This window comes from Pseudomonas putida (assembly GCF_028682455.1).
Classification (GTDB): Bacteria; Pseudomonadota; Gammaproteobacteria; order Pseudomonadales; family Pseudomonadaceae; genus Aquipseudomonas; species Aquipseudomonas putida_AA.
On sequence record NZ_JANHLD010000001.1, the window covers coordinates 1,991,101 to 2,015,344 of the forward strand.

Consider the following 24,244-nt stretch of genomic DNA (forward strand, 5'->3'; position numbering starts at 1 on the left):
GCTTCATTGCTCGATGCCGGTGGCTGTGATCAGCACCGGGTAATGCCGCAGACCCAGGCGCTCGGCCAGGTCGTCACCGGCCACAGGCGCGAGGGGAACGCCCGGCACCAGGGCGCGCAGCCGTGCCAGACCCTGCACGGTCTCGACGTTAACCACCAGGCCCACCGCGCCGCGCTCGCGCAGCGATGTTGCCTGGCTGCGCATCCAGGCGTGGGACGCCTCGTCGTCGCCGACGACCACGAAAGGCCGCAGGCCCGGTGCCTCGATCACCCGCCGCGCGACGGTGCCAGGCGTGAGCTTGGCACTGCGCACCGGCAACATCGCGGCCTCGTCCATGAGCGTGGCGGGCACCGGGAGCATCGGGATGGGCGGTCGGGCCGGAGCATTGGCGCGCGGCTGAAGGTTCAGAGCCTCGTAGTACGGCAGCGCCGACGTGCCGCCACGGTCTTCGACCACGATCAGCGGCTCGCCGGCACGCGAGGCCAGCGGCAGAGCCGCCAGCAGCACGAGCAAGCCCTTCAGTGTGAGATGGGTCAAATGGGATGTTTTCATGGGATGCTCTCCTGGCGTGCGGCGAAGGCCGCAGCGGTTGGGCGCGTGCCCTGCACGCGGGCAAGGTGGCGCGACACGCTGCGCCGATAGCGGGCGGCAGGTTCTCCGCCCGCAGGACGGTGATAGCGACCGATTGCCAGTAACCAGTCCTCGCCAGTGACGTGCTGCTCCTTCAGGATTTCAGCGGCGATGGCGAGGTTGCGGTATGGGTCGAGCAGGTCACACGCGCTGACATAGCGTTGTTGGTGGTAGCCGAGGTTGATCTGCCCGAGACCCGCGTCGATGCGCGTGTGCGACGTGGAGCGCATCGCCTGCTGCAATCCGGCGCAGGCGTCGGCACGGGTGGCGAAGCGGTGCGACTGGCCGGCGACGTTGAGCGACCACGGCCACGGGACGATGCGCCCGTTGCGCCGGATGCCGCTCTCCTGCAAGGCCACCGCGTAGAGCACCGTCGAGGGAACGCCCGCGCGCTGGGCGGCGAGTTGGTAAGCCGGTGGCGGAACTTCCTGGGCATGGGCGGCGCAGGCGCACAGGCCCGCCGCGAGCGCCAGTGTGCGCAAGCACTGCGAAACGGAGGTGGCCACTAAGGCTGGCGCAGCCATTGGCCGTTCACCTCGCGCACGACTGCTGGAAGCTCGCCGGGCAAGCTCAGCGACAGCCACCGCCCGCCATCATGGTTGAGCGTGATGCCACCGCTGCGCACGCGCGCCGGATCGACGTTCGCACGCTTGGCCCAGTCGCGAATACGTGTGTCGTCCTGGCGGCTACCAACCATGTACAGGTCGAACTCGGTGCCAGAGGATTGCAGGCGCTGCACAAGCTGCCCGCAGGCCGCGCAGCCGTCCTTGACGAACACCGCCGTGCGGCCGGAGCCGCGTTCGGCACCCGCGTTGGGCTTGTCGTCAGGCAGGTTCACTCGCTGCATGCCGGGATTCAGGCGCTGCCAGGCCTCGTCGTAGGCACGCTGGTAGGCGAGCAGCTTCTCGACGCGGCGCGCTTCGACCTGCACCTGCAGCTCTGCGTAACGGCGCCGTTCCTCGTCGGTGCGCGCCTCGATGCCCAGGGCGGACAGCGGGTCCAGGTTGGGCGAGTAGATGCCCAACGGCCCGTCCATCAGTTCGCGATAGCGCGCCCACTCCTGCGGTTGCAGGCCCCAGTCGCTTGCCACCCGGTCGTCCAGGATGCGGGCGACAAGGAGGCGCTCCTGGCTCTGCGCATTGCGGGCGGAGGCCGTGGCCGGCTGCTGCGCCCAGGCGGGCAACTGGGCAGACGCGAGCAGGAGCGCGGAAAGGATGATCGACGGTTTCATGTCGTGCGCTCCGCTCAAGGAATCGCCATGCGACGGGTCTGGTCGCCGGCCTGGAACACCGCGGTGTTGCCCTCGACTGCCTGCAAGCGCCACGGGCCGACGGCATCGCCGGGAAGCAGCACTTGAAGCTGGTCGGGCGTGAAGTTCCCGTTGTTCGGCGCGACGGACAGGCTGCGCTGGCCGGCGCGAAGTTCGGCGCCGACGATGCGGAACGGCAGTGGCGGCGGTTCCGGCTTGGCGGTGGGCCTGGTCGGTACGCGCGGCTGGGCGGACGCTGCGGCACGCGCAACAGTCTGGCGTGTCTTGATTTGCTCGACTTCGGTGCGCAGCGCCTGAAGGTCTTCGGCAGCGGCATAGCCGCTCAGCGCTTTTTCGACCTGAGCAGCGCGTGCTTCCAGGAGTTCGCGGGTGTCTTTGAGGTCTGCCGCCGTTGCGACGGCTGGACGCTGCTGGATGGCATCAATGGTCTCGGCCAGGCCCATCGCCTGCGCTTCGAGACGTTGCAGGCGGGTATCAAGCTGATTCTGGTCGGTCTGGTCGTTCACCGCCTGGTAGCCGAGAGCGACGAAGACGCTGAGGCTGATCAGCCAGAGCCACATCAGGCTCTGCACCACCACGGCGGTGATCGGGCGACGGGGAGACTGCGCGGCATTCATGGCTGGCCTCCCGAACCCGAAGGCATCAGCGGAAACGTCTGCACCGCCTCGGCAGCGGGCGGCTCGTGTGCGTGCTCGGCGGTCGCACTGCCTCCAGGCCGCTCGAAGCAAATCTGCCGTGCCCGTTCATCCGCATGCAGTTCCCAGGCCGGGCCAGCCAGGGTGAGCAGCGCATCGCGCAAGGTCATGGGGCCAAGATGCAGGTGCGCCGCCGGCAGCGGGAGCACATACAACTCGGTCACGGCGCGAGGCGTCTCGCAAAGCTGGTAGCCGCTGCGTTTGAGCACATGCCGCAGGCCATCGCCCACCGTGGCACGGGCATCCTCGGGCATGAACACGTCGATGGTCTGCAACAGCAAGTCACGCTGCGCCGCCGTGGGTGTCAGCTCGACCAGCGTGTAGCGGCCATAGCGCACGACGGGAATGAACTCGGGGGCCTCGGGTTCGGGAGCGGAGGAGACGCCTTCTATGGCGTCTGGCACCAGCGGCGCGGTCGTGGTGGCGCAGCCGCTGGCCAGCGCTGCGGCCAGGAGACCAGCGCCGACCAGACGCCGGGATACATGGGTTGCGGGCATGGCATCGGCTCTTCTGTTGCGATGCCGATACCTTGGCGGCACGGTGCCGTGCGGTCAGCCAGGAATGCGAACTGGGTAGTGCCCGGTTTCAGGGGCGACCCGGATGCCTACTGCGTATCGTCCAGGCGGTACAGACGCACCCGTTGTTGCGCACAACCAGTAGCTCATGGATCAATAGGCGGATTTGCAGTTAAGCCGCAATATGGGACGAAAAACGGTGTACTTCGCGAATCAATTGCAGGGTGGCTGCCGTAGCACGCCAAAGAAAAAACGCAGCCCCGCCCACGAAGAACGCGAGTGGGGCTGCAAGTTGTGAACAATAGAAAGCCGGCGGCGCTAGGCCGGCGATGGCGTGGAAATCAGGCGGTGACCAATTGCCGGGCCAGTGCGACCTCGACGGAATCACCGTCCTGATTCAGAACATCCAGCCCCGATTCGGGCACGTCGCCCGAGGTGGACTGCGAGACCATGATCTTCTTGGCCATCAGTTCCAGGCAGGTCATCTGCGAGGAACCGGCATAGCCGAGGTAGATCACGCGCACGGGCTGTTTCTGCCCGATGCGCCAGGAGCGGCGTGCTGCCTGTTGGAGCGAGTACACGTTGTAGCCACTTTGCATGAACACAATCGTCGGGAACTCCAACAAATCCAGTCCCGTCTTGACCAGCTCGGGATTGGTGACGAGCACGTCGATGCCACGGTCCAGTTGCTCGGCGATCCAGTCTTCTCGGCGGCTGGCATCCACGCTTGCGCGCAGTACCGCCACCTTGAAGCCTTCCTGCTCCAGCAGCCCCTTCAGGCGCGACGTGGTGTCGCGCGTGCCGGTATAGACCGTGTAGGCCAGAACGTTGCGGCCCTGTTCCTTCTCCGCTTTGCAGATATCGATCAGCTCACGCTCCTTGGGGCTGATCTCGAACTCATTGAACTGAGCCGGGACAAACGCCAAGGTGTTGCGCGTGCGCGGATGCACCACGGTCTCCGACCGGAAGCAGCAATCCGGCCAGGCCAGCAGCACGTTGAGCACCACCCCCAGCAAGGTCGTATCGCGTCGCGCCAGAGCCTGTTTCAGCTCTGCGGTCAGCCGACCCGCCAAATCGCGGTAGGCCGCAGCTTGCGCCACGTCCATCTGGACTTCACGAAACTCCTCGTCATACGGCGGCAGGACGTTGCCACCGATGTCCTTGAGCTTGAGAAAGATCGTGAACGGCAGGATGCAGCGCAAGACGCCTTTCGGGCCGAAGCCGGGAGCCTTGACGGTGCGCACCGATACCTTGGTGCCCTTGGCCGTCTTGTGCGCCGTGCCGGCGCTCTCGGAGTAGATGTCCTTGAGGACGCCGTGATCGCGCATGAACGCCATCGCAGCCGAGGTCATGCTGCCGCTCGTGGTCGGGCGGTAGCCGTCTTCGATCATCCGTCCTGGCAGTGCCCGGAACAGCAGGTAGAACAGATCATCGCCGTAGCCGCCCATTAGCGTGCCGGTCAGCAGCAAGGTCTTGCGAGCCTTCGCCGCCAGCACGCCCATGGCCTGGCCCTGGGCACTGCCACCGTTCTTGTACTCGTGCGCCTCGTCGGCGATGAGCAGGTCGAACGTGCCTTGCGGCAGGTAGCGTTTGATGAATTCGGACGGTTGGTAGCCGCCCTCGCCAAAGCCAAACTCCATGTTGGCCATCGCACGTTCCATGCGCGTGGCCTGACGGTCGGAAAACACCAGCTCGCCGTTGCCATCCATGAGGTTGATGAACTCATGGATGTTGTCACCCAGCATCGAGGCCAGGAAGCCGTCACCGAACTTCTGCATCAACTTCTGCGCGGTGACTTCCCCGATGGTCGGGATGCGCTTCAAGGCTTTGAGGACGACCGAGGACTGGTCGCTGCCGGACAGGCTGCGCGGGCGGATCAGCGTCCACAGGGGCGCGGCGCAGTGGCTGCACTTCCTGCGGGACTCCTCGGCTTCGAGCCCGATCGGGTTGACCGGCTCGCCGTCGAGGTCGGTGATGAGCGTGCCGCAGTCCGGGCAGGCCGCCACGTCGCCGTGGCGGGTGCGCCGCTGGGTGAAGACCGGCTTCCAATGGAACCCCATCCGCATCCTGACGCGGCCCAGGATGAAAAACTCCTGGCCCGTGGGCTGCACACCCAACTGCTCGCGCAGCTTGATGAGCTTGACTAGCGTGTCCGGGCCATTGAGCACCCAGACCTTGGCACCAGCCACCGTCTCCTGGATCTCGCGCCGCCACTTGTAGACCAAGTGGGGAGGCGAAAGCACCAGGGTGCGGCGGTAGCCTTCGGCGTTGAGCACGGCGGCCGTGGCGATGCCGACGGTCGTCTTGCCGCAACCCATTTCGCCATTGACGATCGCAGCGCGCTCGCCTTGATCGACCAACAGCTCGGCGGCGGCATGGACAACTTCGGCCTGGGCCTGGAACAACTTGCGCTTGAGGCTGGCGACGACGAGTTGCCGCTGTGCTTGCGCTTGGCCGGTATAGACCGGCGGGTTGGCGCGGTTGAGAGAGTCGAGCAGTTCGTCGCCGAACTCGCCGACAAAATCCTGAAGGCTCAGGGTGAGAGGGTTGGATTCCACTTCGAGCAGTTCGCCCTGTACGGGCTCTGCATCGTTAGCGGTGGTGTCGAGATCAACGGACATGGTGATGCTCCAAAGAAAAATGGGACATGCACCACCCCAGCGGGGCGATGGCATGCCCCGTGGTGGGTAGAGAGACGGCGAACCGTCAGTGGTTGGACAGTGCAGGCGCTCGTGGCCTGCGGTGACAACTCGCGGTCAGTACTCGGACGGCAGCACGATGCGGGTCGCTCTGCGATCTGCTTCGGTGAAGATGCGGATGCTCAGGTCACGGGTGACGACGTAAAACGAATCGAGGCGTTCGCCAGACTCCAACGCAGCGTTGTTCTGCTGCCATTGGTAGTCCGCGACGTCGCCCCAGTCGCCACGCATGTGGCGTTCGAAAAGCGGCATGGGATCGAGCCGGCCTTCGTTCATCAGGCGTTCGACGCCTTCGCTGAACTCCAGTGCACCGATTTCGAACAGCCGTTTGCGGCGGTGCTTGTCATGTTGGTCGGATGTCATGTGGTTTCCTTCGGAGTGAAGGGGCTACAGCACCCTTGCGGGGTGTCGGTGGCCCCGCGTTGGAGAAGATCAGTACTCGCTGGGCAACAGCAACGTGGTGAGGCTGCGATCCCATTCGGTGATGATCCAGAGCTTCAGGCCGGGTGCGACCTGGTAGGAAGAGAACAGACGATCCTCACCGGACTTCAGCGCGGCATCGTTCTGCCGCCTGTCGCTGTCGTCGAGGTCGCCCCAATCGCCGCCGAGGTGGCGACGCAGGTAGGGAATCGGGTTGAATTGGCCTGTTGGACCAGGTCATCGACGCCGCAGGTCATGACCACCTGGCCGGGCGAGAAGCGCAGGCTCGGGGGCTGGCTGATGGAGAGTGCTTGGGCTGCCATGGGAAGGCTCCTGGATATGGAGGGGCCACGGCACCCCATCGGGGCGACTGGACCCCGGTGGGTGGAAAACTCGACGGCGAACCGTCGGCGGTGGAGAAACGATCAGCGAATGGTCAACACCTCGCCCCGCGTGGCGGAACCCGGCGTCATGTCCCAGGCTCGGATGACGGGAACGAACTTGTCGGTGAGGATGCGCGTCTCGGCAATCGAGCCGTCTTCGCGTTCGGTGAATTCCCGCTGGAGCGTCTTGTCCTTGTGGGTGTCACCTTTGACGACGAGTACGCGCCCCGTCTTGGATTGCACGACTCCCGAGATCGCACCCGCAGCCAGGGCCAGGGCGAGATGCCAGTGGGACAAGGCCCGCGCCGGTGGACGCAGCGTCTGCTGCGCGGCCCCCAACTGCGTATCCCGCGACGGCCAGAGGCCTTGCAGTCTGCCAACCTCATCGGCGAACTGCTCCGGCTCCATCGTCACGCGGAAGAAATGCCCCGGCTCCGCCGGACTGGCTGGGACGATGTACGGCAGGAACGGCCATTCGCCCGGCAGCTCCTCGGCTTCGACTTCGCCAAGCCCAACCTGCAGCAGCAGATTGCGCACGGCTTTGACGCCATCGGGTGCCTGCTCACGCTGGCGCACCCGCCGACCGAAGATCACCACCTGCTTGAACTGCGTTTCCACCGCTCGGTAGATCCGCAGGTCGGTGTAGTGGCGCGTCAGCCAGCCGACCAGCTCGGCGTCGAGCACGTAGCCGGGGATGATGAAGACCAGCACGCCGCCGTACTGCAGCAGGGGCAGCGTGCGCTGGTAGAACAGCTTTTCGAGGCGGGCACGGCCCTGACCCTGATAGCCAATGTTGCCGTTGACGTCCTTGGACAGGTCGCCATATGGCGGATTGAGCCAGAGCAGCCCAAAGGACTGCTTGGAGATCATCGTGTCCATCAGATCCGCGTGCAGGCAGTGATCGACCAGGCCGCGGGCATGGCGCGCCCGCTCTGCGTCGAACTCGACGGCGAACGCCCTGGCCTGCTCGCGCCCGAGGGCATGAGCAGCTTCGGCAATCGCCACGCCTTCGCCGGCGCAGGGATCGAGGATGCACATCGGCCCATTGGATTCAGGCGCACTGGGCATCAGTGCATTGAGGGCTCTTTCGAGCGTCGGTTCATCGGTTGGGAAGTACCCGTTCTTCACGAAGTTGCGGGCAAGCCGCGGGAACATGAGAGCCATGGAAGTCTCCTGGTTGGCGGGGATGAATAGAGAAGGCGCGCCTTGGCGTGCCTGCGCAGGTGGGTCAAGCCGTTACCGTTTCCGGCGTCCAAATCCTGGCCGGATAGGGATAGGCGGTGAGCACGTCACTGCGGATCAGCGAGCCGAGCGCCTGGGTCAGCGCCGGCACGTCGATGGCGAGCCGATGGCCCACCAAAGGCCCGAGGGCGAATGGCAGGCGGGTCAGCATCTCGCGGCTTTGCAGCAGTTCCAGCACGGTTTCGCGCCAGTGGTCGAGCAACGGCAGTGGGCAGGTGTCCTGCACCAACGGCCACAAGCGGTCAAGCCGGTGGTCGCTATCGCGGGGCAGCAATGCCAGTGCGCTGGCGTTGGCCTTGTCGGGCTTGACGCAGCGCCGATCGAACAGCCACACGTTGGACAGCGAACCGAACAGCGTTCGCCGGTAGGCGCGGGTCATGCGCTTTTCCAGGCGATCGACGTTGCCGACGAACACCGGGACGCTGCCACCCTGGTCGGTGATGACATGGAACTGCTCCAGCCCCTGCTCGTCGCGCCCGAGGGTCAGGCGAGCCAGGAACTGCTGGACGGCGGTGTCCCGCGCCCAGATCGACAGGAAGATCAGGTTGCCCTGGTCATCGCCGACGCAAGCGTCGGCCATCACTTCCGGGCATTCGTCGATGCGGTACAGCGTGGTGGAAGAAGTGTTTGCGGGCATGGTGGTGTCCTCGGATGAACGGGAACAGCACCGCCCGCAGGGGGCAAGTACTGCCCCTTGGGGTGGAAAAAAAGCGTCCCTGACTCAGGCCGTCAGCGCCGTAGCTGGAGCTGTGGCTTCCTTGGATGTGCGCCGCCGCACGTGGTAGGCGCGAACGCCTGCACGCCATTCGGCGGACTGCTCCGGTGCGAGGTTCAGATAGGACAGCGGGCACGAGTAGTAGTACGGGTGCATGGATTCGTCCAGCGGCTTGTAGCCCCACTGGCCGCCGCTGCGTTCCAGCAGATCGCAGCGGATGGTGCACAGGGACTGGCCCGGTGCGAGATCACGGTGTACGCCTTCGGCCTTGGCCGTCACTTGCACAACAGACCAGAGGACGTTGCCACGCAGCGCGTGGGCGATGACCTTGACGCTGGCGCGCTCGGTCTCTTGCGGTGCGATCAACTCCGCGATCAGTTCAGAGCGCGATTGGGGTGAGAAATACCAGCCCATGAGAGGCCTCCTGAAAAAATTGAGCCAGAAGCCTTCCCGTGGGGAAGACCCCCGGCGGGTGGATGAAGCACACCGCAGATGTGATGCCAGTACTACGCAGGTTGCAGTTCGGCCTGGCGGCTCCACTCCTGCGTCTTGAAGTCCAGCGCGTAGCCCAGTTCGCCCAGGCGGGCGATCTGCGTGCGCAGGGTGCGGCGGTCGATGGTCGAATCCAGTTTCACGGACTCGCCCAGCGGCCAGAGCAAGCTGAACAGCGCGGCGTCGCCATCTTCGGTACTGCCGGGAGCAGTTGCCGCAGCGGGCGTCGGCGCATCCACGCCGAAGGGCGTGGTATCGACCAGCGGGTCCGTGGATGCCTGCACGGGTGCTGGCTTGGCGGGCCTGGAAGTTTTGCTGGGCTTGGCCGGTGTTGCCGGTGTTACTGCAGGCTGTGCGCCCAACTCTTCATCAAGTGGATCGAGGTCCTGGGTGGCGAAGCTGCGTGCCTCGTCACGGCTCAGTTTGTCGATGTCGTAGAGCGTCATTCCGTCCAGGCTGGCGCGGATCTCGAAGCGCATGCCGCCACCGACCGGGTAGGACTTCGGGAAGATGTACCTGATGATGAACTCCCCGTCGTACTTGCCTTCGGGGTATTGCTCCAGCTCCGGGTCCTTGACCTCGAACGTACCGAGGTGCGTGGCGAGGCGTCCGACCGTGAAGGGGCCGTTCTTGCCGCGGATGGTACGCAGCGTGAGTTGGCCGGGGACGATGATGGGCGAAACCGATTTCTCGGGCGCCGATGTGACTGCCATGATGGTTCTCCTTGTGAATAGCAAGAGCGGCAAGGCCCCATGAAGGGCCATGCCGGATCAGAACGAAGCAGCCAATGCCGGCTCCTGCTCCTCGACTTCACCTTCGGGCTCACGCTCGGCGGGCTCGACAGGCTGATCGGAAGCGAGGTCGGCGTCCTCGGCTTCGGGCGCGGGAGCGTCCTGGGCCGGCGGCGAATCGGCTTGCGCGGGGCTCGTCGGATAGACCTTGGTGCCGTCGATCTTGATCAGGCCGATGTGGATCAGTGTCGAATCCAGGCTTGCGGCCGGTTCCCCAGCGCGCTCACCCTTGGTGCGGATGTACGGATCGATCTTCATGTCGTTGAGACGGAAGGCGATCAGCACCTTGCAGTCCCCTTCGATGGCCTGCACGCACCGGCGAACCAGATGCTCGGCTTCAGGGGTGGTAACGATGGTGTCGAAGTACCGATACTCCGGTTCATCGACAGGCCCGGCCAGCGCGGCGACGGTGCAAGAGAGGAACGGGTCGCCATCTTTGGGCGTGACGTCCTTCGGACGGCTGAGGTAGCCGATGCCGCGGGTGATCAGCTCGTGCTGCCTGATCGAAGCCAGTTCGGCCCGGTCAAGCGGCTCGGCCTTGAGCAGTCGCGCCTTGAGGGACGCGGCGGCTTGGCCTTTCTGCTCGCCCTTGTCGCGGATGTACGCATCGCCCCACAGGTCGCCGAGGCGAAAGCGCACCAGTGGGCGCTGCTTGGGATCGTCAACGCCGATGTAGCGCTCGACCAGTTTCTTGGCCTCGGCACCCGAGACCTTGACGTCGAAATAGCGATAGATGGGATCCTTGGCGGGGCCGACCAGCGCGGCGATGGTGCATGCCAGGAAAGGCTGCGCACGGCGGCCGCCCCGAACAGGTACTTCACGGGCACGCTGGATGTAACCGATGCCCGAAGTGTGGAGGTCAAAATACGATTTCTCGTTGGATGTGGTGGTCATGGTGAATCTCCATAGGGATGAAGCGGAGACACACCAGCCCCACGCTGCGGGGAAAGGTGCGTAACCCCGCGATGGGTTGATAAGGCGAAAGCATCCACCACCAGAGACTGGTGGCCGCTCGCGAATGGATGCGGTGCGAGCTGGCTCGGTCACGCAGTGGGAACTACGTCGCAACCTCGAAGACCGGTGGTTGCCTGGCATGTCGCTGACAACGTCAGCAGGCATGGGCTCAGCATGACCAGGCCTCGCGCGCGAGGCAGCCATCAATCGGTATCCGATCGATTCCCTTTGATGAAATCTCCCACGGCAGAAAAAAGGCCCTCCTTCCGAATGGAGGGAGAGCCTGTGGGGGCATGTCGCCTGGTACTTTTCGTGGTGTCACGCCGGTACAGCGCGGCGCCGTCGGGACGTCTTCGCGCCGATCACGCTCACGTCGATCAGGCGCCAGCGCCCGTCGTCTATGAGTCGCTCCAGCACTTCGCCGAGCATGTCGAAATACACCTCGTCGTGCCGATCGACCAACTCGCCGTCGCGGCGCAGCTCCACCGCATAGGTATCGCTGCCGCGTTGGTAGAGGATCGTCACCTGGCCGGCGAACTTCGCGGTCGAAACCGTGAAACTGATCGCCGGGGGCGTTTCGATGATCCTGGACGGCTTCGGATCGACCCAGGTGAAGTCGTGGGCGCCCGCATCGACCAGCATGTGGGTGATGCGGCGGAACCCGTCGGGCGCCGGCATTTCCTCCAACTGCTCGATGAGCTGACCCAGTTCCATGCACTGCGGCTCGGGAATGGGCAACTTGGCCGGCGCGGAGCCGAGGATGTGTGTCTTGACGGTGTAGGGCGTGCCGTCGGACATCATCTCGGTGCGCTCTTCTGGCGTGTCCGCACGCAGACCGTCGAAACGACGACGGGCATAGGGTTGGACATGCACCTTGGTGCCCTCGCTGGGAATGCTGGTCACCAGGTTGGGATCGAGTACCGCGAACTCGCTGGGCTTGAGCTTGACGACGATGGCGTCCTCGCTGGCGGCGACCACCCTGCCGTCGAAGGGCTGGGGATCGATAACGAAGCCCAGTGTCGAGGACTGTGGCTGATCATCGAACACGCGGTACTTGAACGACCGCACGTTGCGCGGCACATGGCCTGCGACCAGCGAAGGCATCAGGGTCTTGATAAGAGAGCGATCCATGTGAATCTCCTTGAGGAAGAACAAGGGATTCCCCGCCCGCAAGGGAGAGGTCCCTTGTGGGTGAATGGGCGCGGTGCGTCCGTAGGAAGAAACAACCAGCACGGTTTCCCGCGCTTGCAGCCTTGAAGGTCTTGGCTGCCTGGGCATGTGTCGGCAACGCCGACGAACATTGGGCAAGGATGGCCCTGGAGTGAGTGGCCTGCGCTCAGGAAACCGCACCGCGCCGCACCCGCTTTCCTGCGCCGCGACAAGAAAAGGCCCCTCGAAAGGGGCTGGGTGGTCAGGCTTGGCACACGAAGTAGTGTTCGCGCTGACGTGGAAAGAACACGTGCTTCCACGTGTCGCCGCCGGTGTTGCCACCGTCGAAGACGACCATTTCGTAGGCATCAATGTCGGTGTCTGCCAGATCGGCGCTGGCGATATGGCGCATGTGCAGCATGCCGCTCAAGCGCTCGAATACCAGGATCTGGCCGATGGCGTCGTCCTGGCCCATGGCGTTGACGCAGGCTCCAAGCTGATGCTCGAAGTCGCGCGCGGGCGAGATGAGGTCGGGGAACATAAAGTGCTCCTATGAAATAGGACCAGCCCGGCTCCCAGAAAGGAGACAGGCTGGCATGGAGGGCAAAGAGGAAGGTGGGCGCGTGGTGTGTTTGCTAGGGCTCGGCCAGCGGCAGGCCCAGCAACACGGGCGCGTCAGCGTCGAGGATGAGGATGCGCACATCGGCCTGGCCAGCCAGTTCCAGGATGTTCGCCAGGTCGTCTGGCATGCCCTTGCTGCGGTGCTCCTGCCGAAGCTGCTCGGCGGTGATGCCCTCGGCGTATTCCAGGTTCTTGTCCGTCCAGGGCGTGGAGATCAGCTTGACGCCAATCGCCGGGCTGTACGGAACCCGAAAGGCGATGAACAGAAAGGCCTCCGGCGTGGCAAGGTCCGCCAGATTGGCGAGGTACAGGCCGGTTTCCTGGCTGATGTGCGCGCTGCTGATCTCCCAGCATCGGCTGTAGTAGCCGGTCTCGAAACTCAGGCGCTGCACGACTTCCCGCGCGGCCTCGACCGAATAGCTGTCACCGACGTGGATCAGGCGACCGTCGAAGTCCTCGCCATGAATGGCATAGACCACGGCACCGATCACGCCTTCGCCGTTAACGCCTTCATCGGCATCGCATTCGGCCAGCACCTCGGCGCTTATAGGTTCAGAGCCGTTCGTGACCACCGCGAAATCGCTGGTGACGATGCAGGACGATGAAATCAATTCCTCGTCGGAAAGGTGTTGCTGGCTCGGGTGGATGTTTCGCCAGACATGCGGGCTTCCGTCCTCGTAGCTGATGGACAGCGTGCGGACGATCTTCAAATTCCAGTAGCCGCGGAGAAAGGGATTGGGATTCTGGGACATGGGAACTCTCCAGATTGAATAATGGAGCCAATTCCCGCCACCGGGAATTGGACCCGGTGGGTTGAAAAGGGAAAATGCGTCAGTCGACGCTGATCGTTGGCTTTGATTCAGCCGCTTTACGCTGGGCAACGGAAAGGAAATCGAGGGACATGGCCGTGTGGGCGCATGTCCCTCGTGGGGAACGAAAAGACGGGGGTGTGCCGGAAACGGGTTCACCAGCCGCTGTAGTTCAGCATCAAGTCGGCAATGACCTTGCGGCGTTCCAAGTCGAGACCGTCGAAGTCCGACAGCCCGTGGAAGTGGCAGCGTTTGAGCATGGCACCGCCCTCGCGCGCGTTGTAGAAGCTGACCATAGCGGACAGAAACATGCGTTGCCCGCTGCTCAGAACACTGAGGGCATCGTTGAGCCGCAGCATGTTGGGACGCAGATCCCACTTGCTTTTGGCCTGGTTCAGGCCGTCACGGCTGCCGTCGCCGAACCATTCGGGGCCAGCGATCTCGGCACCACGCTTCCAGGCCTCGAAGAAGGCTTGGGGCGCGGCAGCGAAATGCTGCTCTTCCCGCATGATCTGATCGACGACTTCCTGCGGCAGCAGTTGATTCATGGCGTGATTCCTCCAGTTGGATCAGGGAATGGCGAGCTGGGACCAGCCGCCTCTTTCGAGGGCGTGCTGCGCCGCTGCATGGCTGCGGAAGTACTCGTGCGATTCCCGCGAAACGGGACCTTCGGTATCGCGCGTGCCGATGTAGTGGCCGGCGGCGCTTTGCAGGACTTCAAGCGGCAGGAACTTGCCGCAATAGGTCAAGGCCAACTGGCCGAAAGAGGCTTTGTGGGACATGGGTAGGCTCCTTGGAAAAGCGGGGCCTTGTCCCTCACGGGATGGCAGCTCCCGCACGCGGTGGATAAAAAGCATCGGCGTCACGGGGACGCGTGTCCGCAGACCTGATGCGATACGGACTGGCGGGTTACGCGGGAAGAACCCGCGGCAGCCTGGAACCCATGGCTGCTGGCATGTGCTGACGAATCAGCTAACATGCGGGCAGCTTGGTGCGGGGGCCGCGCTGCGTCAGTTGGAAAACGGCATTCGGCCCAGCCCGGATTGATGGCCGCCGAGACAGAAAACCCGCATCGAGTGCGGGCCGTCAGGGTGGTGCGTGGCTGCGTTGGCTCACTCGGGCGTGTCGCCCAGGACATGCTGCTTCCACAGGGCGAATGCCTCGTCCCGTCCCAGTTCGGCCAGGACCACAATGGGTTGCGCCTGCCGCGCACGCAGCGAAGCGAAATACGCCTTACGGTCGGCGATGGCCTTGAGATTGATGCCATCGATGAATAGCAGTTTGCCGCCCTTGATGAACAGCACCTTGTTGCCAAGGTCGCGCTCGAACGCGGCTCGTACTTTCTCCGGTTGTTGCATACGTCGGTTTCCTGTTGCTGTGGCCGGCCATTGGCTCGGAACGTTGATCGGCGAGATAAAGGCGCCGAAGGCTCGCTGACCTTCGGCTCGGGAGGAAATAACCACCCGTGGGCTGTTGCAGGCCCGGTCGTCGCTAGAACCGTCTGCTCATCAGCAATCACACCCGGCCCATGTCGTGGCTGGGGCCGGCATCGTCTGGCGCACATCCGCGCACAAAGGGAGCCCGTTTTTGCGCCGGTGGGCACCGGCACCGAATACCGCTGACCACAAAGGGTCTCCGGGTGGCTCGCGCTGCCAGGCAAGCCATCGGGGGGCCCTTCGCAGTGGGCGGGAGAAACACAGACCAGCAGAACACGCGGGAGACGGTTCGCGGAAAAGCTACCTTCAAGTCCCGCAGCCGGGGACGGCTGGACGGGACGCGCACACGGACAAGAAGGCGTTGCGCGCTGGGCGACCCGCAGGGGCGTGCGGGACACGGGCCACGCCTTTGAAACAGGGCGCGGCCCACGGGAAACGGAGTCAGTCAGGCGCCTTTGCGGCCGCTGCTACGCGAGCGCGAAGCGCCACGCTTGGGCGTACCGGATTCGACCGGCAGCGTGCCTTTGCAGTCGGGGTAGCGACTGCACGACCAGAATGGGCCGCTCTTGCCGGTGCGCTGGCGCGTCGGTGCGCCGCACTGCGGACATGCTGGCCCATGGGGAAGCTTGATGGACAGGGACATGCTGCCGTACTGCGCGATCAACTGCGAAATCCAGGCGGCCTGCTTGCTGAGGAATACGTCCAGGGTGAGCTGTCCGGCCTCGATCATGTCGAGCGCCTGCTCCCACACCGCCGTTGTGCCGGGGTCTGCAATCGCTGCGGGCACGGCGTCGATCAGCGTGAACGCCGCATCCGATGCGCGAATGGAGCGACCCTTCTTCACGATGTAGCCACGGGCGATTAGCACGCTGATGATGTTGGCCCGCGTCGCCTCGGTGCCGATGCCCGTCGTGTCCTTCAGCTTCTGCTTCAGGCGCGGGTCGGTTACGAAGCGCGCAATGCCCTTCATTGATTTGACCAGTTCGCCCTGGGTATAGGGCTTGGGCGGCATCGTCTTGAGCGCCTTGATCTCGGCCTCGGCCACCTGGCACGCCAGGCCCTCACGCAGTGGGGGCAGCACCTGGCTGCGCGCCGCGTCGACGCAGTCCTCGTCCGCTTGCGGTTCGGCCAGCACCAGACGCCAGCCCTTGATGACCACCTGTTTACCGGCGGCCACCAGCGTCTGTCGGCCGCAGGAAAACTCAGCCACGGTACGGTCGAACTCGTGGTGCGGGAGGAACTGCGCCAGGTAATGCGCCCGGATCAGCCGGTACACCGCCAGTTCCTTCTCGCTCAGAGCAGAGAGGTTCGCGGGTTCGAGCGTCGGAATGATGCCGTGGTGCGCCGTGACCTTGCCGTCGTTCCAGGCGCGCGAACGCTGGGAGCGGTCGAGCTGACTCATGATCGGTCGCAGCGACGGGTCGGTTTTGAGCAGGCTGTCCAGGACGGCGGGCACCTCGGCGAACATGCTTTCGGGCAGGTAGCCAGAGTCCGAGCGCGGGTAGGTCGTGGCCTTGTGCGTCTCGTACAGGGCCTGGGCGATCTGCAATGTCTCCTGCACGTCCAGCCCGAGCTGCCTGGAACAGACCTCCTGAAGCGTCCCCAGGTCGAACAGCAGCGGCGGGCCTTCGCGCACGCGCTCGGTCTCGACCGACACCACCTGGGCGCTGCCCGCAGCACGAATCTGCTGCGCCGCCTGCTGGGCGACCGGCTGTTGCAGACAACGACCGGCGTCGTCGGTGCAGCCATCGGGCGCAACCCACTGCGCGGAGAAAGCCTGACCCTCTGCGGACAAAGACACGTCGATGGCCCAGAACGGCACCGACTTGAAAGCCGCGATTTCGCGGTCGCGATCCACGACCAGCTTCAGGGTCGGGGTCTGGACACGTCCGACCGACAGCACGCCGTCGTAGCCCGCCTGCCGCCCGAGCACCGTGAACAGACGGCTGAGGTTCATGCCGACGAGCCAGTCTGCCCGCGAACGCGCCAGCGCCGAGTAATACATCGGCAGCGTATCGGACGACGGCCGTAGCTTGCCGAGCGCGGTGCGGATCGACGCATCGTTGAGCGCCGACAGCCACAAGCGTTCGATGGGGCCACGGTAGCCGCACAGGTCGATGATCTCTCGGGCGATCAGTTCGCCCTCGCGGTCGGCATCGGTGGCGATGACGAGATGGGTCGCCTTCGCCAGAAGCGCCTTGACGACCTTGAATTGCGTGGCGGCCTTCGGTTTGACCTCGACCCGCCACTGCTGGGGAATGATGGGCAACTGTTCCAGCGACCAGCGCTTGAGCGCCGCGTCATAGACCTCGGGTGCTGCCGCTTCTACGAGATGGCCGATGCACCAGGTGATGGTGATGCCGGAGCCGTTGAGGCAGCCTTCACCGCGCCGCGTCGCGCCGAGAATCCGGCCAATATCCTTGCCCTGGGAGGGCTTCTCGCACAAGAACAGCCGCATGTCCGTCCATCCGATTTCCGTGGTTCATTGAGTTGCTGGAATCGAGGATGCCGGGCACCGCCAGGGGCAGCAGCAAACAAGTCGCAAGCGGTGGCGACCACTTTCACAGGATGGAATGGCTGGGGCGGAGATGGCGTGCAGCCGGGGTGTGCGGGCCGGGAGCCGCGATTTTCGGGAGCGCATGGAAGCCGGTGGACGTTGATGGAGCTATCCCCTGGGGATAGCTCGCGAGAGCATGGAACGGCGAACAGTGGCCGGCCCATGCCGGGTCACTTCCTACGCCGCGGCTCTTTTGGCGCAGCCGGTTCCTGGACTGCCTGGGACTTTGCCTCCGCATCCTGCGGCTTCGGGCTGAGGGTCACGGACTCGATGCGGAACGGCAGGATGCCGACGCTGCGCGCGTTGATCTGCCAGGTCTCGCGTGGCTGATCTTCGTTGTCCGTCCAGGGCTCGCGCTCCATGCGGCCGACGACCAGCACGCGCATGCCTTTCTGGTAGAGGTTTTTCCAGTGCGCGGTGTCACGGTGCCAGATTTCCACTGGCGCCCAAAAGCCGCCGCGATCCTCGAAGTCGCCGCCTTTGGTGGGAACGGGGTTGTCGAAATACACGTTCAGCCGCAGCAAGCGCCGCGGCTCGTCGTTGCCGTTGGGGAACTCCCGGTACTCGGGCGGGGAGCCAATGTTGCCTTCGCCCCAAAAATGCGTGCTCATGTTGCAATCTCCATGGTGATTGAAATACCCGAGCCGCGTCGGCGTCGGGCGCGTACTGGGGTGTCCGGTGTCATCACCGATCACGCATTCCAGGTGGGATGGACTTGAGCCTGCGCAGGTAGGCGTCTTCCGCCTTGGCGGCCTTGCTGGCGCACTCCTGGGCCTGCCTGCCCAAGGTGTGCAACAGGCTGATCTGCATGTTCAGCGTGATGCGCTGAAGCTCAATCGCGTGCAGCTCGGCCAACAGGTTGACCGGCGTGCCGATGTTCGCCATCAATTCCTGCCACAGGGCTACGCCCATGGCTGAGCGGTCGTGCTTGCGCCAGCGCAAAAACGCCGTGCCTGCGCCAGTGGTTTGCTGGGCCAACTCCACGGGCAGCAGGTGGAAGGGATGCCCGACTGCCTGTTGCAGCACCTGCCGCTGCGCCAAGCCAATCAACTCGTCGCGCATGGCGAAGCACTGGCTGGCCCAGCCCTCAAGATCCCCCTTACCCTTAAAAGGCTTTAAAAGGCCTTTTAGAGAGGCAGCGTGTTCCAGCTTCATGAAGGCAGCCTGTTGCAGGCCCTGGAAGTAGCGGGGTTCGCGGTTCGGATCGCTCATGCCTGCTCGCCCTCGACCTCGCCGGCGCCGACCTCGGGCACCGCGCCGGTGGCGGCCTCGTCGTTGGGGGCAGGCGCTGCAGCAGGACTCTCAGCACGCTGTTGCAGGCCACGGCGCACGATGGGCGGCGCGAACTTCGAGCGGCGCGTGCCTTCCAGCACGTCCTGCGGCAGTTCGCCGAATTTCTCCAACGCCGCCCGTGCTGCGGCGTTCTTCGACACGAAGTCGTCGCGCGTACAGCCCGAATAGCGGTATTGCTGGGCCAGCGAGAACAGGCTGCGCAGTGCATGGGCGCCCTCGTTGAGCCAGCGCTCCAAGGTGCTGCGGTCGATGAGCGCCGTGTGGTGGGCGAGGATCAGTTTGCGGGCGATGTCGTCGTAGTCGGCCAGCAGATAGACGGCGGCAAAGCCGAGCTGCGCATTGACGAACAGCGGCAACTTGACGGGCTGCACGTTGAGGTTCTCGCCCAGGCTGAGTGCCGGCGGCACGCTTGCCAGCGCCTGATCCACCTGCTCGCGCAGCGATTGCAGCGTGGTCTTGGTCTGGTCGAGCTTGACCTCGATGCGCAGCATCCAACAATCCGAGTACGGGTCGTCCTGCTCCGAACCGCGCCGCATCTTGTTCATTTGGGCGATGTAGCCGTTCAGGCCGACGATGCCGGGTCGCCCCTCGGCGGCGGCACGGCCATGCCAGATGCGCGAGGCGTGGTGCGTGTGAAGCGTCAGCGACATCGCGCTGCGCAGGGAGCCGAGATTCAGTTGCAGAGGTTCATTGGTTGCCATGGTGTCCGCTCGTTGTGGGAAAAGGAGCGGTCAGCTTCGGCAGGAAGCGGAAGGCAGTCAGTCAACAAACCGAAACCAGCCAGACCCCGGTTCAACGCGTGGTGGCCGCATGCGGCGCGAGCTATCCCCAGGGGATAGCTCCATGGAGCGCCAACGAACGCTGCACGTCGGGATCAGGACGGGCAACGCCGCTGCTGCGGCAGATGTTCGATGTCAGGTCTGCGACTGCACAGCATCCGCCCCAACGGTGGAACTATCCCCAGGGGATAGCTCTATTGGCATCCATGGGTGTCCACTTCACCGCCTTGCCAGCCTGCTCACTTGTTGGCGAGCAGATCTCGAAGCCGCTCGATGTGCTGCCTGGCGACTTCTGGTGGCACCGGCTTACCCTGCGTTTGGGCCGGCGGTGCGGGTGGTGGCCGTTCGTTTGGTTGAGTGGGTGCCGGTGGCGGGTCTTTCTTTGCCCAGGCATTGAACTCACCGTGGATGGCCCGCTGGATGATGCCGAACAGATACCCTGCGGGATTGCGGATGCCGTGGTTGCTACAACGCGCGGCCCATTCGTCCAGCACGTCCTGCCTCAGCGAGGCATCAACCTGCTGCAATGCCACCTTGGCACCCGCCTGCTGTTCCGCCTTCAGTTGCGCAAAGCGCTTGGGCCATTGCAGATCGTCCAGTGCGCGCGCCTGCGCAGTAGTACGTATTTCATTAATACAACTACTACGTACTGTACGGGCCTGCTTCGGATTCCGAAGAGAGACGTCTGGCGCGGGTTTCGGCCCTGCTTCGGAATCCGTAGTGGGGCGTTCGCCATTCCGAAGAAGGCTCGGAGCCCCTTCTTCGGAATCGTGAATGGCGTCTTCCTGTGGATAACTATCGCTGGCCGTAAGGTCCTGGTTGGCGAGGCGTTCGGCCATCACCTGCAACCGTGACGGGAGGGTGCGTCCGGCCAGCAATGGGTCTTCACCGATTTCCTTGAGCGTGTGCAGGCCCACGATCTGCACGGCCTTGGCAGAATGGCCGAGCGCCTGGCTGACGAGTTGCAGGTAGTCCGGGTCGAGCTGCATGGCCTCGAACGGTGTCAGAGGTTCGTCGTGCAGCACGTACAGATTGCCGAGGATGCGGCCAGTCTTGGGGTCACGCCGTCGCCGAACCAGGCTCAGCCAGCGGGTCAGGCGCATCAGTGTCAGCGCCCGTGCCACGGTTTCATGCGAGGCCTGGCCTGCGCAGGGCATGGACGCCAGCCAGGGCCGCAACTGCTCGTAGGTGGGAAATGCGGTCACACCATCGTCGTTGAGCATCAGCCGGAACACTTGCCAGGCGTTTCGTTCCAGCGGCGTCAGGCGGCGGTCGAGGAACAACTTGCGTGGCACCGTCTCGTGCCGGTTGCCACTGAAGAGGAAAGCATCGCCGGAGGTAGGCGTGGGCGACTGTGCCGGTGTAGGCGCAGGTGCGCTGGGGGCGGGCTTGGGCGCAAGGTCTTTCAGCGCAGCATCGAACAGCTCTGCGAGTGCGATGGGGCCTTGGCGTCGGACTCGTGGTGCGGTGTCGTCCACGGCCATGACTCAAGCCAATCCCTGATCGACCCAGCCCTTGATCGAGGCCCAGACCACCGACAGAGGCAGCGACATGCCTTCGGCCAAGTCCATGGCGGCATCGAGAATGGAGGTTTCGTCTTCGAGATCGACCGTCCTGCTGTTGGTCACGGCCTTCCATTGCCGCCACAGCTCCGTGTCCTGCTCCTCGTCCAGCACGGGATGTCGGCCCTTGCGCTTGGGCAGACCGAGGATTTCACGGCGAAGCGCTACTTCCTGATGCGTCAAGCCATAGAACTTGCTGACCATCTCCGTGCTCGCGCCCAGCCTGAGCATGCGATCGACTGTGGCGATTTCCTTCTCCACGTCCTGCGCCTGCTGGAGCAGCCGCCGCAGCACTTCGCGGTTGACCGTCACTGAGCACCAGGAGACGTTGGCGTTGGCCAGCACGCTGATCAGCGCGGGATGCTTGAGGGCGTCCAGCTCTGCCTCGCCAAACCCCATCAGTTTGCAGCGGCGCAGTTGCCCATTGCGCAGGTCATAGAGGGCCTGGGCGATGACAGCCTGGTTGAGTGGGTGTGCTGTGGACATGCTGGCCTCCCTCGCTTAGGTTCCAGAGTCCGCAGCGCCGGCTTCGAGATCGAGCAGGCGGCGGGCCAGTCGCAGCAGGCGGAACAGCTTGACCAGCGCGGTGTCGCTCAATCGTCGGGTTACGTCGCCCTGGCCGTGCAGCAGCGCCGGCAGGTCGATGACGAGTTGCCCGTTGTCCAGACCGACATCGGCGGGCTGCTGACCGGCCAGGCAAGCCAACAGCGTATGGACGGCACGGCCCAGCGGCGCTGGGTTTGTGGTGCGAGCACGGCAGGCGAAGCCGATGCCGTCTGGGCGGTCATCGATGCACTCGCCCAGGTCTGCCTCGACCGCAATCTCGCGGGCAAACTGCGCGACGTGGATGCGCAGGTGCTCGGGTGTGTCCAGGCCGGGGGCGATGTACCAGACATCCGAGATCGGATAGAGCCCGCCGGCCTGCACCGGGATGGACTGCAAGACATTCGCCGAGAAGTCGTGCGGCAGTGGATCGCCCAACTGGTCGGCGACCATGCGCTGGATGGACTCAAGCCGTTCGGTCGTCGGCGCTGGCGAGACGATGTGCTCCCGAAGCACGTCGTCATCTACCGCCGGACTGGCTGCGCCAGAATGACTGGCGTCCGCGTCGCTCTCGCCCGTCGAGGGCGTTGCCGTCGGCCTCGCAGCAGGTGGCGCAGTATCGGCCGGTGGGCGCGCGATGGCTTCTGGCTCTGGCAAGGCAGGCGGCGTCGAGGGCGGCGTCGGCTCGCTGACCAAGGCCCGCTGGCGGCTCTCGGATTCGGTCATGTCCAAAGCGAGCACGTCGTAATCGACGTCCAGCAATTCGGTCATCTGGCCGATCAGCTCGTCCTGTACGCGCTGCGCAGAGAACTCGTCGGCCTGGACATCGAATTGCGACAGCACATCCTGAAAGAACTCGTCGAAGTCCTGAACCAGTGAGCGGCCTTTGGCGTAGTGCTCCCAGGTGCGCTCGCAGGCCTTGCGCATGACCGACAACCGCTCGACCTGGTGACGCCCCAGGCCGGCGTAGAGCACGGTCGGGATTGCGGGCAGCAGGTAGCGTACGGCGTCGGCCATCCGGCTGATGTGCGACTGCTGCACGGGGTATCCGTCCGCGGCCAGGCGGCGGGCCAGCTCGGACTGGCTCAGGGTGGAGCGGATTTCCAGTTCGTAGAACTCGCGCGCTTTCTCGACGCCCAAAGCGCGCTCGATGAAGGTGAGGCCACCGCGCAGTTCGTTTTCCGCAAGATGTCCGGTGAGCGCGACGATCTCGCCACGCTCGGGCCATGGGCGGAACAGGCATGAGACCCGAAAAAAACGTTCGTCCCGGGTCTCCGACCAGAGTTCGCGCAGGATTGCCAGTCGCGTGTTGCCGCCATTGCGGATGATGTAGTGATCGTCGCCGGGCCGCCGGGTGATGGCCGGAGCCGCGTCCAGGCCACGCTCGCGGATGGATGCCTTGATTTCCTCGTACACCGGATTGCGCTTCTTGCGCGGGTCGTGGTCGTAGGGGCGCAACTGGTCGAGCGTCACGACCATGGGCGTGTCGGCGATCGGGTCGCTCAAGGTCGTTGCTGACGGGCCGCTGCGCTCGAACCCGGACGCAAGCAGTTTGCCGGCCATCTGCTGGGAGGTGATCTCAGTCATGGCCGCCCCCCTGCGCTTGGGATCGGGTCTCGCGCTCGGCACGACGGATCTGCGCACGGGCGTTGAGGGCTGCCCGGTGATCGCTGGCCGTCGAACTGGTGTAGATCGCGGCGCAGCCTGCCTTGGTGAACTTGAGGTGACCGCCCGCCGTGCGCTTGACGTGCCAGCCTTCGCCGACGGCGAACTCGATCAGGGCGCGCAGCCGATTGTGGCCTCGGGCCAGTTCATGTGCGTTCGCCATGGGGCCTCCTGATATCAAGAGGCTGTGGCGGACGGCCGGACACTGCGGCCAATCGATCCTGCCACTGCGGGAACAACTCGTCGGCAAGATCGCGCATGGTGGTGAGCGCGGCGGGAGCGACTCTGCCCACTGGCTGGCGGTACTCGACCCGATGCACCGGCAGGCCGCGCGTCGCGGCCCGCGGATAAGCCTCAATGGCCGGCACGTCGGTAGCCAGAACCCGAATGCCGGTGTGGCCCTGGAACAGATCGCGCAGCGCCTGCTGGATCAGCCGTGCGTTGGCGGACACCGGATGGACGCGGTTGATGAGCAGGTGCAACGGCGGCGGCTCGATGCCCAGGTGCCGGTACGGCGCAATGTCCGCCAGCAACTGCATGGTGCCGCGCCGCAGTTCGCGGGCGGCGAGGATTTCCGGGGTCACGGGCGACAGCGCGAGGTCGGAGGCCAGCACCGCCATCTCCAGCAGCACCGAGCGCGCGCCCTGGGTGTCGATCAGCACCAGGTCGTAGAGGGGGTTCAGTATCGGCAGTAGGTGTCGCAGCCGCAGTCGCCCGTCTGGCGCGTGCAGCAGCAAGGTGTTCAGTTCGCCTCGGTGGTCGTTGGAGAGCACCAAGTCCAGGCCCGCGATGATCGTGCGGGACACAAGCTGGCCGAGGTCGCGCTCGTTGAAGGCCAGCAATTCATAGATACCGCCCGGCGCACGATGGGCCAGCTCGTAGTAGGAGGACAAGGTGGGCTGCACATCGAGATCGAGCAGCAGCACGCGCAGCCCGGCGTCCGCAGCGAGACCGCCAAGGTTTGCGGCCGTGGTGGTCTTGCCGACCCCACCTTTGGTTGAAATGATGGATACGACCTGCATGG

27 protein-coding genes and 1 pseudogene are annotated in these 24,244 nt (G+C 64.7%); all 28 read right to left on the reverse strand.

Annotated features, from left to right (window positions below; genetic code table 11):
* Nucleotides 1-3 precede the first annotated feature (3 nt).
* Nucleotides 4-552, reverse strand: a complete 549-nt coding sequence (locus NPS58_RS09600; RefSeq protein ID WP_022579852.1) for an integrating conjugative element protein — start codon at nucleotides 550-552, stop codon at nucleotides 4-6.
* The gene (locus NPS58_RS09605; RefSeq protein WP_034027951.1) at nucleotides 549-1,154 is read right to left on the reverse strand and encodes a transglycosylase SLT domain-containing protein; all 606 of its coding nucleotides are present in this window, start codon (nucleotides 1,152-1,154) and stop codon (nucleotides 549-551) included. Before NPS58_RS09605 ends, NPS58_RS09600 begins: the two co-directional genes overlap by 4 nt.
* Nucleotides 1,136-1,861, reverse strand: coding sequence for a TIGR03759 family integrating conjugative element protein (locus tag NPS58_RS09610; RefSeq protein ID WP_034027953.1), 726 nt, complete (start codon nucleotides 1,859-1,861; stop codon nucleotides 1,136-1,138). Before NPS58_RS09610 ends, NPS58_RS09605 begins: the two co-directional genes overlap by 19 nt.
* Before the next feature lie 14 nt (nucleotides 1,862-1,875).
* Nucleotides 1,876-2,517 (reverse strand): hypothetical protein, encoded by a 642-nt coding sequence (locus NPS58_RS09615; RefSeq protein ID WP_034027955.1) that lies wholly within the window; start codon nucleotides 2,515-2,517, stop codon nucleotides 1,876-1,878.
* Nucleotides 2,514-3,092, reverse strand: a complete 579-nt coding sequence (locus NPS58_RS09620) for a PilL N-terminal domain-containing protein (RefSeq protein WP_034027956.1) — start codon at nucleotides 3,090-3,092, stop codon at nucleotides 2,514-2,516. The genes NPS58_RS09615 and NPS58_RS09620 overlap by 4 nt, the downstream gene beginning before the upstream one ends.
* 359 nt (nucleotides 3,093-3,451) lie before the next feature.
* Nucleotides 3,452-5,731: a helicase-related protein gene (locus tag NPS58_RS09625; protein WP_213923489.1), complete on the reverse strand. Its 2,280-nt coding sequence runs from the start codon at nucleotides 5,729-5,731 to the stop codon at nucleotides 3,452-3,454.
* Nucleotides 5,732-5,866: 135 nt separating this feature from the next.
* On the reverse strand, nucleotides 5,867-6,172 hold the full coding sequence (locus NPS58_RS09630) for a hypothetical protein (RefSeq protein WP_022579847.1): 306 nt from the start codon (nucleotides 6,170-6,172) through the stop codon (nucleotides 5,867-5,869).
* 69 nt (nucleotides 6,173-6,241) lie between these two features.
* Nucleotides 6,242-6,486, reverse strand: a pseudogene (locus tag NPS58_RS09635) (plasmid related protein).
* A 168-nt stretch (nucleotides 6,487-6,654) separates the two neighbouring features.
* Entirely contained in the window at nucleotides 6,655-7,776 is a 1,122-nt protein-coding gene (locus NPS58_RS09640) for a DUF6094 domain-containing protein (protein WP_022579845.1), read from the reverse strand.
* 64 nt (nucleotides 7,777-7,840) lie between these two features.
* Nucleotides 7,841-8,491 (reverse strand): hypothetical protein, encoded by a 651-nt coding sequence (locus NPS58_RS09645; protein WP_022579844.1) that lies wholly within the window; start codon nucleotides 8,489-8,491, stop codon nucleotides 7,841-7,843.
* 84 nt (nucleotides 8,492-8,575) lie between these two features.
* A complete protein-coding gene (locus NPS58_RS09650) occupies nucleotides 8,576-8,983 on the reverse strand; it encodes a hypothetical protein (RefSeq protein ID WP_022579843.1) in 408 nt (135 codons plus the stop codon).
* Between the two features lie 92 nt (nucleotides 8,984-9,075).
* Nucleotides 9,076-9,774: a DUF3275 family protein gene (locus NPS58_RS09655; protein ID WP_022579842.1), complete on the reverse strand. Its 699-nt coding sequence runs from the start codon at nucleotides 9,772-9,774 to the stop codon at nucleotides 9,076-9,078.
* 57 nt (nucleotides 9,775-9,831) lie between these two features.
* A complete protein-coding gene (locus tag NPS58_RS09660) occupies nucleotides 9,832-10,746 on the reverse strand; it encodes a DUF3577 domain-containing protein (RefSeq protein ID WP_034027962.1) in 915 nt (304 codons plus the stop codon).
* A gap of 378 nt (nucleotides 10,747-11,124) precedes the next feature.
* Nucleotides 11,125-11,937 (reverse strand): hypothetical protein, encoded by an 813-nt coding sequence (locus NPS58_RS09665; RefSeq protein ID WP_023124760.1) that lies wholly within the window; start codon nucleotides 11,935-11,937, stop codon nucleotides 11,125-11,127.
* 280 nt (nucleotides 11,938-12,217) lie between these two features.
* Complete coding sequence (locus tag NPS58_RS09670) at nucleotides 12,218-12,496, reverse strand: hypothetical protein (protein WP_023124759.1); 279 nt, start codon at nucleotides 12,494-12,496, stop codon at nucleotides 12,218-12,220.
* Between the two features lie 94 nt (nucleotides 12,497-12,590).
* Nucleotides 12,591-13,328 (reverse strand): hypothetical protein, encoded by a 738-nt coding sequence (locus tag NPS58_RS09675; RefSeq protein ID WP_023124758.1) that lies wholly within the window; start codon nucleotides 13,326-13,328, stop codon nucleotides 12,591-12,593.
* Between the two features lie 212 nt (nucleotides 13,329-13,540).
* A complete protein-coding gene (locus tag NPS58_RS09680; protein WP_274115157.1) occupies nucleotides 13,541-13,933 on the reverse strand; it encodes a hypothetical protein in 393 nt (130 codons plus the stop codon).
* Between the two features lie 21 nt (nucleotides 13,934-13,954).
* Nucleotides 13,955-14,167 carry a hypothetical protein gene (locus tag NPS58_RS09685; protein ID WP_255849436.1) on the reverse strand — a complete coding sequence of 71 codons (213 nt, stop codon included), beginning with the start codon at nucleotides 14,165-14,167 and terminating at the stop codon, nucleotides 13,955-13,957.
* Nucleotides 14,168-14,497: 330 nt separating this feature from the next.
* Entirely contained in the window at nucleotides 14,498-14,743 is a 246-nt protein-coding gene (locus NPS58_RS09690; protein WP_102774530.1) for a hypothetical protein, read from the reverse strand.
* A gap of 523 nt (nucleotides 14,744-15,266) precedes the next feature.
* Nucleotides 15,267-17,279, reverse strand: coding sequence for a DNA topoisomerase III (locus tag NPS58_RS09695; protein WP_023124756.1), 2,013 nt, complete (start codon nucleotides 17,277-17,279; stop codon nucleotides 15,267-15,269).
* Between the two features lie 269 nt (nucleotides 17,280-17,548).
* Nucleotides 17,549-17,989 (reverse strand): single-stranded DNA-binding protein, encoded by a 441-nt coding sequence (locus NPS58_RS09700; RefSeq protein ID WP_023124755.1) that lies wholly within the window; start codon nucleotides 17,987-17,989, stop codon nucleotides 17,549-17,551.
* 73 nt (nucleotides 17,990-18,062) lie between these two features.
* Complete coding sequence (locus tag NPS58_RS09705; protein WP_023124754.1) at nucleotides 18,063-18,590, reverse strand: DUF3158 family protein; 528 nt, start codon at nucleotides 18,588-18,590, stop codon at nucleotides 18,063-18,065.
* Nucleotides 18,587-19,372 (reverse strand): PFL_4669 family integrating conjugative element protein, encoded by a 786-nt coding sequence (locus tag NPS58_RS09710; protein WP_034027964.1) that lies wholly within the window; start codon nucleotides 19,370-19,372, stop codon nucleotides 18,587-18,589. Before NPS58_RS09710 ends, NPS58_RS09705 begins: the two co-directional genes overlap by 4 nt.
* Before the next feature lie 317 nt (nucleotides 19,373-19,689).
* Nucleotides 19,690-20,934, reverse strand: coding sequence for an STY4528 family pathogenicity island replication protein (locus NPS58_RS09715; RefSeq protein WP_023124752.1), 1,245 nt, complete (start codon nucleotides 20,932-20,934; stop codon nucleotides 19,690-19,692).
* A gap of 3 nt (nucleotides 20,935-20,937) precedes the next feature.
* On the reverse strand, nucleotides 20,938-21,498 hold the full coding sequence (locus NPS58_RS09720) for a DUF2857 domain-containing protein (protein WP_022579830.1): 561 nt from the start codon (nucleotides 21,496-21,498) through the stop codon (nucleotides 20,938-20,940).
* Between the two features lie 15 nt (nucleotides 21,499-21,513).
* Nucleotides 21,514-23,142: a ParB family protein gene (locus tag NPS58_RS09725; protein ID WP_033940618.1), complete on the reverse strand. Its 1,629-nt coding sequence runs from the start codon at nucleotides 23,140-23,142 to the stop codon at nucleotides 21,514-21,516.
* On the reverse strand, nucleotides 23,135-23,383 hold the full coding sequence (locus NPS58_RS09730) for a hypothetical protein (RefSeq protein WP_022579828.1): 249 nt from the start codon (nucleotides 23,381-23,383) through the stop codon (nucleotides 23,135-23,137). The genes NPS58_RS09725 and NPS58_RS09730 overlap by 8 nt, the downstream gene beginning before the upstream one ends.
* Nucleotides 23,367-24,242 (reverse strand): ParA family protein, encoded by an 876-nt coding sequence (locus NPS58_RS09735; protein WP_022579827.1) that lies wholly within the window; start codon nucleotides 24,240-24,242, stop codon nucleotides 23,367-23,369. Before NPS58_RS09735 ends, NPS58_RS09730 begins: the two co-directional genes overlap by 17 nt.
* Nucleotides 24,243-24,244: the final 2 nt, after the last annotated feature.

What these genes read in the sequence shown, in the direction of transcription:
- NPS58_RS09620 (WP_034027956.1), bottom strand. Translation starts at nt 3,092, where the DNA reads ATGCCCGCAACCCATGTATCCCGGCGTCTGGTCGGCGCTGGTCTCCTG.
- NPS58_RS09605 (WP_034027951.1), bottom strand. Translation starts at nt 1,154, where the DNA reads ATGGCTGCGCCAGCCTTAGTGGCCACCTCCGTTTCGCAGTGCTTGCGC.
- NPS58_RS09735 (WP_022579827.1), bottom strand. Translation starts at nt 24,242, where the DNA reads ATGCAGGTCGTATCCATCATTTCAACCAAAGGTGGGGTCGGCAAGACC.
- NPS58_RS09700 (WP_023124755.1), bottom strand. Translation starts at nt 17,989, where the DNA reads ATGAGCACGCATTTTTGGGGCGAAGGCAACATTGGCTCCCCGCCCGAG.
- NPS58_RS09680 (WP_274115157.1), bottom strand. Translation starts at nt 13,933, where the DNA reads ATGAATCAACTGCTGCCGCAGGAAGTCGTCGATCAGATCATGCGGGAA.
- NPS58_RS09630 (WP_022579847.1), bottom strand. Translation starts at nt 6,172, where the DNA reads ATGACATCCGACCAACATGACAAGCACCGCCGCAAACGGCTGTTCGAA.
- NPS58_RS09600 (WP_022579852.1), bottom strand. Translation starts at nt 552, where the DNA reads ATGAAAACATCCCATTTGACCCATCTCACACTGAAGGGCTTGCTCGTG.
- NPS58_RS09725 (WP_033940618.1), bottom strand. Translation starts at nt 23,142, where the DNA reads ATGACTGAGATCACCTCCCAGCAGATGGCCGGCAAACTGCTTGCGTCC.
- NPS58_RS09685 (WP_255849436.1), bottom strand. Translation starts at nt 14,167, where the DNA reads ATGTCCCACAAAGCCTCTTTCGGCCAGTTGGCCTTGACCTATTGCGGC.
- NPS58_RS09650 (WP_022579843.1), bottom strand. Translation starts at nt 8,983, where the DNA reads ATGGGCTGGTATTTCTCACCCCAATCGCGCTCTGAACTGATCGCGGAG.
- NPS58_RS09720 (WP_022579830.1), bottom strand. Translation starts at nt 21,498, where the DNA reads ATGTCCACAGCACACCCACTCAACCAGGCTGTCATCGCCCAGGCCCTC.
- NPS58_RS09625 (WP_213923489.1), bottom strand. Translation starts at nt 5,731, where the DNA reads ATGTCCGTTGATCTCGACACCACCGCTAACGATGCAGAGCCCGTACAG.
- NPS58_RS09690 (WP_102774530.1), bottom strand. Translation starts at nt 14,743, where the DNA reads ATGCAACAACCGGAGAAAGTACGAGCCGCGTTCGAGCGCGACCTTGGC.
- NPS58_RS09670 (WP_023124759.1), bottom strand. Translation starts at nt 12,496, where the DNA reads ATGTTCCCCGACCTCATCTCGCCCGCGCGCGACTTCGAGCATCAGCTT.
- NPS58_RS09655 (WP_022579842.1), bottom strand. Translation starts at nt 9,774, where the DNA reads ATGGCAGTCACATCGGCGCCCGAGAAATCGGTTTCGCCCATCATCGTC.
- NPS58_RS09715 (WP_023124752.1), bottom strand. Translation starts at nt 20,934, where the DNA reads ATGGCCGTGGACGACACCGCACCACGAGTCCGACGCCAAGGCCCCATC.
- NPS58_RS09695 (WP_023124756.1), bottom strand. Translation starts at nt 17,279, where the DNA reads ATGCGGCTGTTCTTGTGCGAGAAGCCCTCCCAGGGCAAGGATATTGGC.
- NPS58_RS09645 (WP_022579844.1), bottom strand. Translation starts at nt 8,491, where the DNA reads ATGCCCGCAAACACTTCTTCCACCACGCTGTACCGCATCGACGAATGC.
- NPS58_RS09610 (WP_034027953.1), bottom strand. Translation starts at nt 1,861, where the DNA reads ATGAAACCGTCGATCATCCTTTCCGCGCTCCTGCTCGCGTCTGCCCAG.
- NPS58_RS09640 (WP_022579845.1), bottom strand. Translation starts at nt 7,776, where the DNA reads ATGGCTCTCATGTTCCCGCGGCTTGCCCGCAACTTCGTGAAGAACGGG.
- NPS58_RS09675 (WP_023124758.1), bottom strand. Translation starts at nt 13,328, where the DNA reads ATGTCCCAGAATCCCAATCCCTTTCTCCGCGGCTACTGGAATTTGAAG.
- NPS58_RS09710 (WP_034027964.1), bottom strand. Translation starts at nt 19,372, where the DNA reads ATGGCAACCAATGAACCTCTGCAACTGAATCTCGGCTCCCTGCGCAGC.
- NPS58_RS09615 (WP_034027955.1), bottom strand. Translation starts at nt 2,517, where the DNA reads ATGAATGCCGCGCAGTCTCCCCGTCGCCCGATCACCGCCGTGGTGGTG.
- NPS58_RS09665 (WP_023124760.1), bottom strand. Translation starts at nt 11,937, where the DNA reads ATGGATCGCTCTCTTATCAAGACCCTGATGCCTTCGCTGGTCGCAGGC.
- NPS58_RS09705 (WP_023124754.1), bottom strand. Translation starts at nt 18,590, where the DNA reads ATGAGCGATCCGAACCGCGAACCCCGCTACTTCCAGGGCCTGCAACAG.
- NPS58_RS09660 (WP_034027962.1), bottom strand. Translation starts at nt 10,746, where the DNA reads ATGACCACCACATCCAACGAGAAATCGTATTTTGACCTCCACACTTCG.
- NPS58_RS09730 (WP_022579828.1), bottom strand. Translation starts at nt 23,383, where the DNA reads ATGGCGAACGCACATGAACTGGCCCGAGGCCACAATCGGCTGCGCGCC.